The sequence below is a fragment of the Streptomyces sp. NPDC048337 genome, assembly GCF_043201175.1.
In the GTDB taxonomy this organism is placed as follows: Bacteria; Actinomycetota; Actinomycetes; order Streptomycetales; family Streptomycetaceae; genus Streptomyces.
Map to the genome: position 1 here is coordinate 563,058 of NZ_JBICYR010000002.1, position 12,147 is coordinate 575,204.

A 12,147-nucleotide genomic window follows, 5' to 3' on the forward strand; every position below is an offset into this window, starting at 1 on the left:
CGGAACCGGATCACCCGGGGGGTCGTCTGAGACCCCGTGTGGATGAAACGAAGAATCGCCGTGCTGCTCTTCGCCCTGCTCGCGACCCAGGTGGGCGCTCTGGTCAACCCCGCCTACGCGTGCGGCTGCGGGGCGATGGTCCCCGACGGGCAGTCCCGGATCGGGGTCGACCGGGAGACCTCCGTCGTGCGCTGGGACGGCCGTACGGAACAGATCGTCATGCGCTTCACCGTCGGCGGGGACGCCCACCGGGCCGCCTGGATCATGCCCGTGCCGGGACGGGCCACGGTGGAGCTCGGCGATGCCGACATGTTCCGTGAGCTCACCTGGCTGACCCGGCCCGAAAGCAGGAAGCGCAGCTACTTCTGGCCGCGCGACGGCGACTGGCCCTTCTCCTCGCGCACGGGCGACAGCGCCGGAGCCGCCCCGCCCCGCAGCGCCGAGGCGGGCGTCGGCGTCGTCGGCCGCGAGCAGCTCGGCGACTTCGACGTCGCACGCCTCACCGCCACCGACCCCGACGCCCTGAAGAACTGGCTGGAGTCCAACGGCTTCAGGCTCCCCGACCGGCTCGCCACCGAGGTCAAACCGTACGTCGACCAGAAGTGGGAGTACGTGGCCGTACGGCTGGCCCCGCGACAGCAGGGCACGGCGCTGCGGGGCGACCTGGACCCGCTGAAGATCCGCTTCGAGAGCCCGCGGCTGGTCTACCCCATGCGGCTCTCCCGGATGGCGCGCACCCCCCAGTCCCTCGGCCTGTACGTGCTGGCCGATCACCGGATGGAGCCCGGCTCCGCGATCGGCGGGTCCGCCCCCGAGGTGACCTTCGCCGGTACCGTCACCCCGAAGGACGGCCCGCTGGCCGAACTCGCGGGCGGGAAGCAGGTGTTCCTGACCGCGATCGACCAGCGCTTCCCGGAGCCGGGCCGCATCGACGGCGACCACGAACTGCGCGCGACCGCCAAGGACACCCCGTACCGCCGGGTCGTCTACCACGGCGAGCTCCTCACCGTGGGAGACGGCATCCCGGTCTGGCTCCTGACGGTATCCGCCGCCCTGGTTGCCCTGGCCGCCTCCGCGTTCGCGGTACTGCGCCGCCGACGCCGCCGCGGGTGCTGACCGATCCGGGCGAAGATCCCGTTCGCCGAGCTTCGGGTGGGCCGGGCACCACATCAGCGGCACACCCCGGCAAGCGCGCCGTGATCACCAGGGCACGACGCCGGCGTCGTTGAAGAACTTGCCGGTCGGGCCGCCATCGGGCAGCGTCGCGAGCTTGACGGCGATCAGCGCGCCCTGCTCCGCGGTGCGGTCCCCGAAGAAGCCCGTGAAGTCGGTCGCGACCAGGCCCGGGCAGGCGGCGTTGATCAGGATGCCCGTGCCTGCGAACTGCCGGGCGTACTGCACGGTCACGGCGTTCAAGAACGACTTCGACGGCGCGTAGGCCGACATGGCCGCACCCAGCTCGACATCCGGGTCGGACTGCAGGGTCACGGAGCCGACGCTGCTGGACATGTTGACGATGCGCGGCGAGGATGAGCGGCGCAGCAACGGGAGCATCGCGTTCGTCACCCGGATGACGCCGATCACGTTGGTCTCCACGACCGCGCGGACCACATCGAGATCCAGGGTCGTCGGGTCCTGCGCCCAGTCCGGGCCCATCGGCCCGGAGACACCCGCGTTGTTGACCAGCACGTCCAGCCGTCCGGCCTGGCGCTCGACCGATGCCGCGGCGTCGGCGGCGCTGCGGTCGCCGGTCACGTCCAGCAGCACGCCGAACGCGTCGGCCCCGCCCGCGCGGAGCTTCTCGACGGCGGTTTCCAGCCGGGCCGCATCCCGCGCTCCCACGGCCACCCGGTACCCCAGGGCGCCCAGGCCCGCGGCGATCTCGTAACCGATTCCCTTGTTCGCGCCGGTGACCAGCGCGACCTTCGTTTCGCTCATGCGGGCCATGCTGCCCCTGGAATCCGGGTGCGGTCCAAGACCGATCGGGTGGGCGACGATACCTTCAGGGTATGGACTCCGATAGCGTGGCCGCATGGAGACCCGGGAACTGCGCTACTTCGTCGCCGTCGCCGAAGAACTGCACTTCGGGCGCGCCGCACAGCGGCTCGGGATCGCCCAGCCGCCCCTGTCCCGCGCGATCCAGCAGCTCGAACGCCGGCTCGGAGCAGTGCTGCTGGACCGGACCAACCGCACCGTCACGCTGACCGAGGCCGGCTCGGTGCTGCTGGACGAGGGCCGGGCGGCCCTGGACGCGGTCGCCGCCGCCGAGCGCCGGACCCGCCGCGCGGCCGGGAGGGCGACCGGCCGTCCCGGCCTGGTCCTGGCCGCCAAAGCCAGCGCCTCCCGGGAACTGCTGGCGAAACTGCTCGACACGTACGCCGCCGAAGCCGGTGCGGTCCCCGTCGACGTCATCCTGTGCGGCCCGGCCGAGCAGGAACGGCTGCTGCGCGATGGCCGGGCCGACGTGGCGCTGCTGCACCGGCCGTTCGACTCGACGGCCGGGCTTCACACCGAAGAGCTCAGCGAGGAGAGCCAGGTGGCGGTCCTGCCTGCCGGACATCCGCTCACCGCTCGGGCCCATCTGCACATGGCCGACATCACCGGGCTGCCGGGCCTGCCCCTGCCACGCTGGCCCGACTCCGACGGCACCTACCCGCCGGGCCCCGGCCCGCAGGTCCGCGACCACGCCCAGTTGTTGCAGCTCGTCGCGCTCGGCCGGGCTTGCGCGGTCTCACCGGAGTCGTGCCGAGCCCAACTGCACGGCGACCTCGCCGCCGTGCCCGTGCTGGACGCGCCGAAAGTCACCACCGTGATCGCCTGGCCACCGCACAGCCGGTCCAGAGCCGTCGCCGACCTTGTCCGAACTGCGACACATCTCCAGTAGTTCCACCATGCCTGGCCAGGTCTAGGTCGCCCGAGCCCGCCAGAACGCGCACTGGTGGTCCTCCCCGAACGACGTACTCGCCCGCGTCGCCAGGGGGTTGAGGGTGAGCACGGTGCCGGTGCCGGCGCCGGTACGGGGCCACCCGGGCTGGTCCGGCACGGCGGGGGCGCCCGACCGGGCGAAGGCGCCCCAGTAGCGCTTCATCCGGGTGGCCAGTGCGACCTGGACCGGAGTCAGTGGCCGCTCGCCCATCGTGAAGTCGTGCAGGTACGCCAGCTCCGCACTGTGCGCGTTCGACTCGTCCAGCCCCGGCACCTGCGCGCCCGCCAGCGTCGGCGAATCAGGATCGTCGAACTCGTAGGCGTACGTCGGCACTTGGGCGGCGAAGAGCTGCGCCGTCCACGCCGTGTGGCAGCCGAAGGTCGAGTCGGTCAGGACGGCGGACAGCGCCAGGTAGGGCGAGCCGTGGGCGGCCACGGGATAGCGGGCGAGCACCTCGGCGCCCGCGTCCCCGTACTGCGCCAGCACCTGCGCCGCGTACTGCTCCGCCGACAACTGCGGCTGGGTCAGGGCGACGAACAACCGGGACTCGGAGCGCGTGCTCCCGATCAGGACCGGCACCTTGTTCCACGCCCCGCTCCCGATGGCCCGCGCCGGGTCCACCGGCAGCAGCCCGTCGCCGGACGCAGGACCCGAGGTGGGCAGCGTACGGGCGGCCTCGACCAGAGCCGCTCCGGGGACGCCGCGCAGGCAAGCGGCCACGCCGGCCGGACCGGCGCACCCCGCCTGAGCGGCGAAGGCCCGCGCCTCGGCCTCGGCCCGCGCGGGGTCGGGAGTGCGCAGCAGGGTGCACGGCCCGCTCTGCAGCACGGCCCGGTGGAACAGGCCGGCGGCGGACGGCGCGGCCAGCAGCGCGCAGACGGAACCACTGCCCGCGGACTGCCCGGAGACCGTGACGCTGCCCGGATCGCCGCCGAACGCGCCGATGTTCTCCCGCGTCCAGCGCAGGGCCGCGACCTGGTCCATCAGGCCGAAGGACCCGGAGCGAAGGGCGTTCTCCCCGGCCACCTCGGGCAGTCCCAGATAACCGAGCTGCCCCAGCCGGTAGTTGATGCTGACCACGACGGTCTGGGTGAGATCGGCCATGGTCCGCCCGCCGAACTGCGTGCCCGTCCCCTGGCTGTACGCACCCCCGTGCATCCACACGATCACGGGGAGCCGGGACCCGGGCCGGGCCGTCCGCGGCCGGTACACGTCCAGGTACAGACAGTCCTCGCTGACGTTCCGCGGATCACGCAGCCCGAACGGCGAGAACTGCAGACACGCGGGGGCCTGCCGCACGGCGTCCCTCACCCCGGTCCACCGGGGCGGCGGCTGCGGAGCCCGCAGCCGCGCGTCCCCGACCGGGGGAGCGGCGTACGGGACACCGAGGAACTCCTGCGCCCCGTCGTGCGCCTGCCCGCGCAGGGCGCCCTGCGCGAGGGTGACCACCGGGCGTGGTGTCTGGTCGGCGGCCGCCGGCGGCACCGACACGACGAGCAGGGCCGCGAGCGCAAGGGCCGTACCGATCAGGGGTCTTGCCGAAGCCGGCGGCCTTCCGGGCCACTTCATCCGTCCTCCTGGGGGTGACCGTGGGCCGGGGGCGTGTGTGGCGCTCGCCCCCGGCCGTCCGGTGGGGTGGGTTTACGGGCGCAGTCCAGCGATCAGGCCGGTGATCAGGGCCTGGTCGGCCGGGCCGGTGTTCCAGTCGGCGTTCATCGGGCTGACGGCGATCCGGCCCTCGCTCACGGCCTCGACGTCGCTGCCCTTGGCCGCCGGCCGCAGGGCCACCTTCACGGAGACCTTCCACGTGCCGTCGCCGGAGTCGGTGAAGTCGGGCTGGAGGAAGTTCTGCGGATCCTGGAAGGTCGTGGCCACACCGGCGGCCGTGCCCTTGCCGTCCGCGCCGACGACGGGGTGGTTGACGTTGAGCCCGACCCCCTGCGGCAGCAGCCGCCCGGACCGGGCGCGCGCCCGCAGCCGGTCGATCAGCCGGACGGCGAAGTCGACCGTGGGGTCCATCGCGTTGACGGTGGTGACCGGATCGGGCGCGCTCACGCCGCCGGTGCTCAGCGCGATGGCCGGCACACCGGACTCCAGCGCGGCGACGGCGCCGCCGACCGTACCGGAGTGGGTGGCGAGCCCGGCGACGTTCGGGCCGAAGTTGGTCCCGGAGACCACCAGGTCGGGGGCATTGCCCGCGAAGACCTCGGCCAGGCCGAAGGCGACGGAGTCGCCCGGGGTGCCGTCCACGGCCCAGACCTTCGGCTCGGGGTGCTTCACCGTGATCGAGGACGCACTCATCATCTTCGTACCGGTGCCGCTCTGGTTGGTGAGCGGGGCGACGATCGTGACGTCGTGCCCGGCGGCGGTCAGCCGGTCGAAGGCCTTGCGGATGCCCGGCGCGTTGTAGCCGTCGTCGTTGGTGAGCAGGATCCGCAGCGGGCCGGCGGGCGCGGTCCGCGGCGTGGCGGCGGCCGGTGCCGTGCCGGCCAGGGCGGGCGTGCACAGCACCAGGGCGGCCAGCGGCAGAACTCGCTTGCGTCTCACAGAATGCTCCTTCACAGAGGAGAGGGTCGGAAGGACGACCGGCGGGCGCGCGACCCTCGGCGCGCGCCCGCCGGAGCTCAGCGCACGCTGCGGATCGGGAGGATGGCGAGCGCTCCGATGAGGGAGAGGGCCCCGCCGACGAGGAAGAGCGGGGTGTAGCCGCCCAGAGAGGTGACGACGGCGGAGGCGACGAAGGGGGCGATGACCTGCGGCCCGGCGTTGGCGATGTTGAGGACGCCCATGTCGCGGGCCGCGTCCTCGGAGCGGGGGAGGACCAGGGTGACGAGCGCGGTGTCGACGGCCATGAAGCAGCCGAAGGCAAGGCCGTTGAGCGCGCTGAAGACGAGCATGCCGGTCCAGGTCGGGCTGACCACGGGGACGACCATCACGAGCCCGGCGAGTGCGGCCGAGACGCCGACGAACACCTTGCGGCGGTCCCACCGGTCGGACAGCAGCCCGCCCAGCAGCGTCGACACGGCCATCGCGACCATGGAGACCGGGGTGAGCACGGCCATCGCGGCGGGCGGGGTCAGCCCGGCGGGCAGCGCGATGTGGTCGTCGAGGATGTACAGCTGGTAGCCGACGACCGAGAAATAGCCGAGGACCATCAGCGCCCGCCCGATGAAGGCCCACCGGAAGTCGTGATGCGCCAACGCGGAGAGAAACAGCGCGAGTTGACCACCCTTGGGCCGCTCGGAGACGACAGGGGCGCGCGGAACGTCCCGGCAGAAGGCGGTGAGCAGCATCGCGGCGAGGGCGATGACCGCGCCGAAGACGAGATAGCCGGTCCGCAGGTGCTCCGAGGTCTGGGAGGCGATGAGCACACCGGCCGTGCCGCCGATGGGCAGGCCGAGCCCCACCAGGGCGGACGCGGTACCGCGGCGGGCGGCGGGGATGCGGTCGGGCACGATGGCGGTGACGGCCGCCTGATAGATGTTCATCGTCGCCTGGACCAGGCACCAGCCGATGCCGACGAGGAGCGCGGTACCGACGCTGCCGAGCAGGGCCAGACCCGCGAGGGAGCCGAGCGCTCCGCCCAGGATCCAGGGGCTGCGGCGCCCACTGCGGTCGGAGAGGGCGCCGGCGACCGGGTTGAAGGCGGTCGCGAAGATCGAGCTGATCCCGCCGATGAGGCCGAGGACGGCGACCTTGCGGACGGGGTCGATGGCGGCGATCTGCAGGGGCAGGAGGACGGAGCCGACGCCCATGTAGACGGCCATCATCGCGGAGTTCGCGAAGAGCAGGAGGGGGAGCAGCCCTCGATGGCGGGGAGTTTCGGGAACCGCGGGAACGGGCGGGCCGGCGGTTTCGGGCAGGGCCATGACGACTCCTCGGGGGACCGAGCGGGAGGGGAGGGGGCGGTGTCGCCGAAAGGGTGCGCCGAAAGGATGGATGGAGGTGGTGCGGTGTTGTTACACGTGTCACCTCAGGCGCTGGGACACTGTGTAGCACCCATTTCCCGCGCTAGCTAGAGGTTGAGCACGGACGTTGCGCAGATCGTGACCGAGTCTGCGATGGCGTGTAACCACTCTCCCAAGGCCACTGAACTGGGCAGATGTGTCGGAAAACCGTCTTGCCCTTGTGGCGGCCGTCACGCATCGGCCATACTCCGTGCCGCCGGCCGGACCCGGCTCCAGGCAGGGCCCTGCCGCCCGCCCGGGGGCGCCACCCCACGCCTCAAACGCCGGCGAGGCTGAGGGATCACCATCCCGGATCCCGTGCCTCAGATGCCGGCGGGGTTGAGGGATCGGGGCGCGGCCCCGCACCCCAGGCCTCGCAGGTCGCCGAGGCTGAAGGACCGGGCGTTGCTGCGGACCCCGCGCCTCAAGAGACGCCGAGGCCGGGGTGGTGCGCGGGGCCGCGCGAACGCAGCCGACCCCCGACGGGGCCGGGTGTGTGCCGGGGCGCCCCCCGGCGCCGAACGCAGTCCCGCATCACTGTCCGACCCCTGGCCATGTTCGGCGCCCGAGCGGGCCCCGGCGAGCGGCCGACCCCGTCGGCCCGCCCGCCTGGCCCCGGCCGAAGCCATCCCGGGCTGTCCATCCCCGGGTCGGTCAAGCCGCTGGCTCCGCCGGTCCGGGCAGCCCTGCCCACCCCGTCCCGCTTCCTGCCTCCGCTGCCCGCTCTCGCTGCCGCTCCCCGCCCCTGCCGCCCGCTCCGGCTCCCCGTCCCCCGCTCCCTGCGCCTGCTGCCCGGTCCCGCTTCCTGCTCCTGCTCCCGCTGCCCGTTCCTGCTCCCCGCACCCCCAGCCGCTTCCGCTCCCCGTCCCGCTCCCGCTCCCGCCCGCCGCATGCCCCCGCTCCCCGTCCCCGCTCCCCAGCCGCCCCGCCCAGGGGATGGCCCCGGGGATGGCCCGGGGCGGCCATCACGAAAGGCTCGTCATGCCGACCCACCGGCAACCGCACCACCTCCCGGCCGCCCCGCCCCGCCGCGCCCTCGCGTACGGCCTCGGTCTCCTCCTCGTATCGCTCCTGGTGGCGCTGTGGCTCCGCCTCGTCCCGCGCCCCGCCTTCCAGGGCCTCGACGATGACTGGGCCGCCTCCGTGAACGCCAACTCCACCGGCGGCGGCGAGGGTTGGGCCATCGCGCTGGACCGGCTCGGCGGCCCGTTCGGCCTCGTGCTGCCGCTCGCGCTCGTCGGCTGCCTCTGCGTCTACGGGCGCTGGCGCTCCGCCCTCTTCGTCTTCACCGGCGCCGTCGCCGCCAACGTCCTGGTGGTCCTGCCCCTCAAGCAGCTCGCCGACCGGCCGCGCCCCCCGCACCCGTCGGTCCTGGTCAACGACGGCTCGTACCCCTCGGGCCAGGTGTTCAGTGCCGTGATCCTCGTGATGGTGGCCGCCATCGTGGTGTTCCCGCCGCGTGCGCGCCGCTGGTGGTGGCTGTTCGGCGCCGCGTACGTGGTCGCCATGGCGTGCAGCCGGACCTGGCTGCACGCCCAGTGGCTCAGCGACACCTTCGCCGGCGCGGTGCTCGGCGTCGGGACCGTCCTGGTCCTGTGGCGGGCCTTCGGGCCGCTGCTGCGTACGGAGTCCGAGCGCATGGCCTCGGACAGCCTGTGGCTGTAACGCCGTCGCCCATCGCGAATGATTGACGATCGCGAAAATTACGCAATATGCTGGTCTCGGCGCGCACCCTCGTGCGCACCCAGGAAGGATCGAGTCATGGCCCAGGCGCACCCTCCACGCGAGGACGGAACGGTGGTCGACCTGCCCGCAGGCAGCCTCCGCGGCGCGATCGAAGGCGGCATCGCCGTCTTCCGCGCCGTCCCCTACGCCGCACCCCCGGTCGGAGACCACCGCTGGCGGCCGGCCCGCCCGCACCCCGGTTGGTCCGGCGTACGGGACGCCACCGCCGACGGCCCCAGTGCCCCGCAGATGTACCAGGAGGGCGGCGACCCCGTGCTCGGCGGGCACGGATCACCCCCCTTCGACGAGGACTGCCTGACCCTCAACGTCTGGACCCCCGCCGCCGACGACGCCCGCCGCCCGGTGCTCCTCTGGATCCACGGCGGCGGCTTCGTCTCCGGCTCCGGATCGCTGCCCGGCTACTCCGGCGAGACCTTCGCGCGCGACGGCGACCTCGTCGTGGTCAGCATCAACTACCGCATCGGCCCGCTGGGTTACCTCTACCTCGGCCCGCAGGACGGCACATCCGACCCGGGAGGCGACGACCCGGGCGACGCCAACCACTGGCTCACCGACCAGCTCGCCGCCCTCCGCTGGGTACACGAGAACATCGCCGCCTTCGGGGGCGACCCGGACCGGATCACCGTCGCCGGACAGTCCGGCGGAGCGGTGTCCACCGCCGCCCTCGCCGGCCACCCGGAGGCCCGCGGCCTGATCCGGCGGGTGATCCTGCAGAGCCCGCCCTTCGGCCTGGACCTGCCCGACCCCGCCACCTACCTGGAGCGCACCGCCGCCTACCTGGAGCTGGCCGGCGTCAAGGACGCCGAGGAGCTGCGGGCCCTGCCCTGGCCCGCGCTGATCGGAGCGGGCGGCGGGCTCTTCGCGCAGACGATGCGCTGGGGCTACTGGCCCACCCCCTTCCTGCCCGTGATCGACGGGACCACCCTCCTCCGGCACCCCGCGCAGTCCCTGCTGCACGGAGCGGCGGCCGACCTCGACGTGATGATCGGCTGGACCCGCGAAGAGGCCAACTTCGGCTTCGCGCTCGACGAGGGGTACGCCGCCGCCACCCCCGAGCAGGTGACGAGCCGGATCGCGGAGACCTTCGGGGCCGAAGCCGCCCCCGGGGTCTACGCGGCGTACGCGGCCGGCCGCCCCGGTGCCCGGCCGGCCGATGTGCTCATGGACCTGATCACCGACGAGCTGTTCCGGATCCCCTCCGTGCGACTGGCCGAGGAGCGCGCCGCATTGGGCAGGCCCGTCTGGGCCTACCAGTTCGACCTGCCCACACCCGCCTACGAGGGCAGGCTCGGTGCCGCGCACTGCCTCGAGCTTCCCTTCGTCTTCGACAACTTCGACCAGTGGTCGCACGCACCCTTCCTCGCCGGGCTCGATCCCGCCGTACGCGACGGCCTCGCCCATGCCATGCACCAGGCCTGGATCGCCTTCGTCCGCACCGGCGACCCGAACCACCCGGACCTGCCGCACTGGCAGCCGTACGACACACCGGCGCGCACCACGATGCGCTTCGACTCGGTCATCGCCCCGCTGGGGGACCTCGCCGGCACCTCCCGGCTCCTGCACCGGCCCACCCGCCCCTGACCTGACCTAACTCGTGTAACCTGAAAAGGAGGGTACGTCGAGCAAGAGGAGTGTCGAGGGACGTCATGGCCAAAGACACGCACGTCCGCGCGTCCATCACCAGCGCTGACGTGGCCCGCCTCGCGGGGGTCTCGCGCGCCACCGTCTCCTTCGTGCTGAACGACACCCAGGGCCACCGGGTCAGCGACTCCACCCGCGCCCGGGTGCTCGACGCCGCCGAACAGCTTGGTTACGTACCGCACGCCGCCGCCCGTTCCCTGCGCGCCGGCCGCAGCAACCTGGTCCTGATGCCCGCGTCGATCTCCGCCATCGGCCGGCTCGTCAGCGACTGGGTCGACGACCTGCACAGCGAGCTCGACCGCCACGGCTACACCGCCGTCCTCCACGCCGGCCGCTTCGCCGACCCCCTCGACGCCGCCCGGGCCTGGGCCGAACTGCGCCCGGCGGCCGTCGTCGCCCTCGACGGAGACCGTTTCACCGCCGAGGCGGCCCGGCTGCTGAGCCGCGCCGGGGTGCGCGGCCTGCTCGCCTTCGCGGCCCGCCCCGTCGAGGGCGTGTTCACCATCGGCTTCGACCACGCCCGGATCGGCGCCACCGCGGCCGAGCACCTCATCGCCCGCGGCCGGACCCGGATCGGTGTGGTCATGCCCACCGAACGCGGCCTCGGCACCCTGGCCCGGCCGCGCCTCGCCGGCGCCGAGTCCGTCGCCGCCCGCCACATGGCCACCGTGACCCCCGTGGAGCTGTCCTACACACGGGAATCCGCGACCGCCCTCGCCCGCCGGTGGCACGGCCTCGGCCTGGACTCCGTCTTCGCCTACAACGACGAGTACGCCGCGCTGCTCCTGCACGCCCTCCAGGCCGAGGGCATCGCCGTGCCCGACGAGGTCGCCGTCGTCGGCTCCGACGACCTCGTGCTCTCCGCGCTCCAGCAGCCCGCGCTCACCACGGTCCGCCTGGACCTGCCCTCGGCGGCGACGATCGCCGACGCACTGCACGCGCTGGTCGAAACCGGCACGGCCCCGCCCGTACCGACCATCGAGGCCGTGCTCGTAGAGCGCCAGACGTCCTGAGGGGCCGGGGAGCAGTCGCTTCCCCGACCCCTTGGACCGACCGCCCCCCTTACGCGGCGGCGCGTTCCGGGGTGTCCGCGGCCGCCCCCCGGCGATCGTGGAGACGTACCCGCTCCCGGGCCAGGGCGCCCCGGCAGAGCCACCACGCCAGCAGTCCCGCGCCCGCGCCCGCGGCGGCCCCGGCCGCGGTGTCGCTGAGCCAGTGCGCGTGCAGCCACGTACGGCTCCACATCATGGCCAGGATGAAGACGGTGCCGGTCAGCCACCACGCCCGCCGCCGGGCCGCCGGGACCAGCAGCACTCCGACGAGGACGACGAGCAGCGCCGCCCCGGCCGCGTGGCCGGACGGGAAGGACCCGTGGTCGACGCGGACCAGGGGGTTCGCCGGGCGCGGCCGGTCCACCAGGTGCTTGAGCCCCTGGACGACGGCCATGTTGGCGCCGACGTAGACGAAGAAGAGGAAGGTGGCCGAAACCCGGCGCCCGCGCACGAGCAGCAGGACCAGCAGGGCGATCGGGACGACGACGCCGAACGGCCCGCCGAACCAGTTCAGGGCCGAGGCGAGGGCGGCGTACGGCCCCTCGTGCGGGCCGCCCATCAAGGCCAGCCAGCGGTCGTCCAGGGGCTGGAAGGGCGGATCGGCGACGTCCGAGCGGACGACGAGGCCCGACAGCCCGGCGGCCCCGAGGAGCAGGAGTCCCAGGACGGGGACGAGGGCGCCGGGGCCGTGCGGGGCCCCGGCGCCGTGGCGCGGGCCGGGCGCGCGGGATGCGCCCGGTGCGTCGGGTGCATCGCGTGTGTCGGGCGCGTCGGGTCTGTGGGGCGGGGTGGTGGCGTGGTTCATTGCTGCCTCTCGCGGCGGTGCGTGTGCTGA

General features: G+C 73.6%; 10 protein-coding genes. 5 read left to right on the forward strand and 5 right to left on the reverse strand.

Features of this window, described 5'->3' with window-relative positions; genetic code table 11:
• Positions 1 to 42: 42 nt before the first annotated feature.
• Positions 43 to 1,116, forward strand: coding sequence for a DUF2330 domain-containing protein (locus ACGFYU_RS05600; RefSeq protein WP_393825938.1), 1,074 nt, complete (start codon positions 43 to 45; stop codon positions 1,114 to 1,116).
• An 84-nt stretch (positions 1,117 to 1,200) separates the two neighbouring features.
• On the opposite strand, the gene ACGFYU_RS05605 is transcribed toward ACGFYU_RS05600, so the two are convergent.
• Positions 1,201 to 1,938 (reverse strand): SDR family oxidoreductase, encoded by a 738-nt coding sequence (locus ACGFYU_RS05605; protein WP_393825939.1) that lies wholly within the window; start codon positions 1,936 to 1,938, stop codon positions 1,201 to 1,203.
• Positions 1,939 to 2,032: 94 nt separating this feature from the next.
• Between ACGFYU_RS05605 and ACGFYU_RS05610 the strand changes: the two genes are divergently transcribed.
• On the forward strand, positions 2,033 to 2,884 hold the full coding sequence (locus ACGFYU_RS05610) for a LysR family transcriptional regulator (RefSeq protein WP_393825940.1): 852 nt from the start codon (positions 2,033 to 2,035) through the stop codon (positions 2,882 to 2,884).
• A gap of 21 nt (positions 2,885 to 2,905) precedes the next feature.
• On the opposite strand, the gene ACGFYU_RS05615 is transcribed toward ACGFYU_RS05610, so the two are convergent.
• The 3 genes from ACGFYU_RS05615 to ACGFYU_RS05625 all read right to left on the reverse strand — a co-directional run bounded on the left by ACGFYU_RS05615 (position 2,906) and on the right by ACGFYU_RS05625 (position 6,795).
• Positions 2,906 to 4,495, reverse strand: a complete 1,590-nt coding sequence (locus tag ACGFYU_RS05615) for a carboxylesterase/lipase family protein (RefSeq protein ID WP_393825941.1) — start codon at positions 4,493 to 4,495, stop codon at positions 2,906 to 2,908.
• Between the two features lie 72 nt (positions 4,496 to 4,567).
• Positions 4,568 to 5,473: a 5'/3'-nucleotidase SurE gene (gene surE, locus ACGFYU_RS05620; protein WP_393825942.1), complete on the reverse strand. Its 906-nt coding sequence runs from the start codon at positions 5,471 to 5,473 to the stop codon at positions 4,568 to 4,570.
• A gap of 77 nt (positions 5,474 to 5,550) precedes the next feature.
• On the reverse strand, positions 5,551 to 6,795 hold the full coding sequence (locus ACGFYU_RS05625) for an MFS transporter (protein ID WP_393825943.1): 1,245 nt from the start codon (positions 6,793 to 6,795) through the stop codon (positions 5,551 to 5,553).
• Between the two features lie 1,059 nt (positions 6,796 to 7,854).
• Here ACGFYU_RS05625 and ACGFYU_RS05630 point away from each other — a divergent pair.
• The 3 genes from ACGFYU_RS05630 to ACGFYU_RS05640 all read left to right on the forward strand — a co-directional run bounded on the left by ACGFYU_RS05630 (position 7,855) and on the right by ACGFYU_RS05640 (position 11,273).
• Positions 7,855 to 8,538: a phosphatase PAP2 family protein gene (locus tag ACGFYU_RS05630; RefSeq protein ID WP_393825944.1), complete on the forward strand. Its 684-nt coding sequence runs from the start codon at positions 7,855 to 7,857 to the stop codon at positions 8,536 to 8,538.
• A 96-nt stretch (positions 8,539 to 8,634) separates the two neighbouring features.
• On the forward strand, positions 8,635 to 10,200 hold the full coding sequence (locus ACGFYU_RS05635; protein WP_393825945.1) for a carboxylesterase/lipase family protein: 1,566 nt from the start codon (positions 8,635 to 8,637) through the stop codon (positions 10,198 to 10,200).
• A gap of 65 nt (positions 10,201 to 10,265) precedes the next feature.
• Entirely contained in the window at positions 10,266 to 11,273 is a 1,008-nt protein-coding gene (locus ACGFYU_RS05640) for a LacI family DNA-binding transcriptional regulator (RefSeq protein WP_393825946.1), read from the forward strand.
• 49 nt (positions 11,274 to 11,322) lie between these two features.
• Here the strand turns inward: ACGFYU_RS05640 and ACGFYU_RS05645 are convergent, their stop codons facing one another.
• Positions 11,323 to 12,117 (reverse strand): phosphatase PAP2 family protein, encoded by a 795-nt coding sequence (locus ACGFYU_RS05645; protein WP_393825947.1) that lies wholly within the window; start codon positions 12,115 to 12,117, stop codon positions 11,323 to 11,325.
• Positions 12,118 to 12,147: the final 30 nt, after the last annotated feature.

Bases quoted from the DNA above. Each gene is read 5' to 3' on its own strand.
- ACGFYU_RS05605 (WP_393825939.1), bottom strand. From the start codon at position 1,938: ATGAGCGAAACGAAGGTCGCGCTGGTCACCGGCGCGAACAAGGGAATC.
- ACGFYU_RS05640 (WP_393825946.1), top strand. From the start codon at position 10,266: ATGGCCAAAGACACGCACGTCCGCGCGTCCATCACCAGCGCTGACGTG.
- ACGFYU_RS05615 (WP_393825941.1), bottom strand. From the start codon at position 4,495: ATGAAGTGGCCCGGAAGGCCGCCGGCTTCGGCAAGACCCCTGATCGGT.
- ACGFYU_RS05630 (WP_393825944.1), top strand. From the start codon at position 7,855: ATGCCGACCCACCGGCAACCGCACCACCTCCCGGCCGCCCCGCCCCGC.
- ACGFYU_RS05600 (WP_393825938.1), top strand. From the start codon at position 43: ATGAAACGAAGAATCGCCGTGCTGCTCTTCGCCCTGCTCGCGACCCAG.
- ACGFYU_RS05610 (WP_393825940.1), top strand. From the start codon at position 2,033: ATGGAGACCCGGGAACTGCGCTACTTCGTCGCCGTCGCCGAAGAACTG.
- ACGFYU_RS05645 (WP_393825947.1), bottom strand. From the start codon at position 12,117: ATGAACCACGCCACCACCCCGCCCCACAGACCCGACGCGCCCGACACA.
- ACGFYU_RS05635 (WP_393825945.1), top strand. From the start codon at position 8,635: ATGGCCCAGGCGCACCCTCCACGCGAGGACGGAACGGTGGTCGACCTG.
- ACGFYU_RS05625 (WP_393825943.1), bottom strand. From the start codon at position 6,795: ATGGCCCTGCCCGAAACCGCCGGCCCGCCCGTTCCCGCGGTTCCCGAA.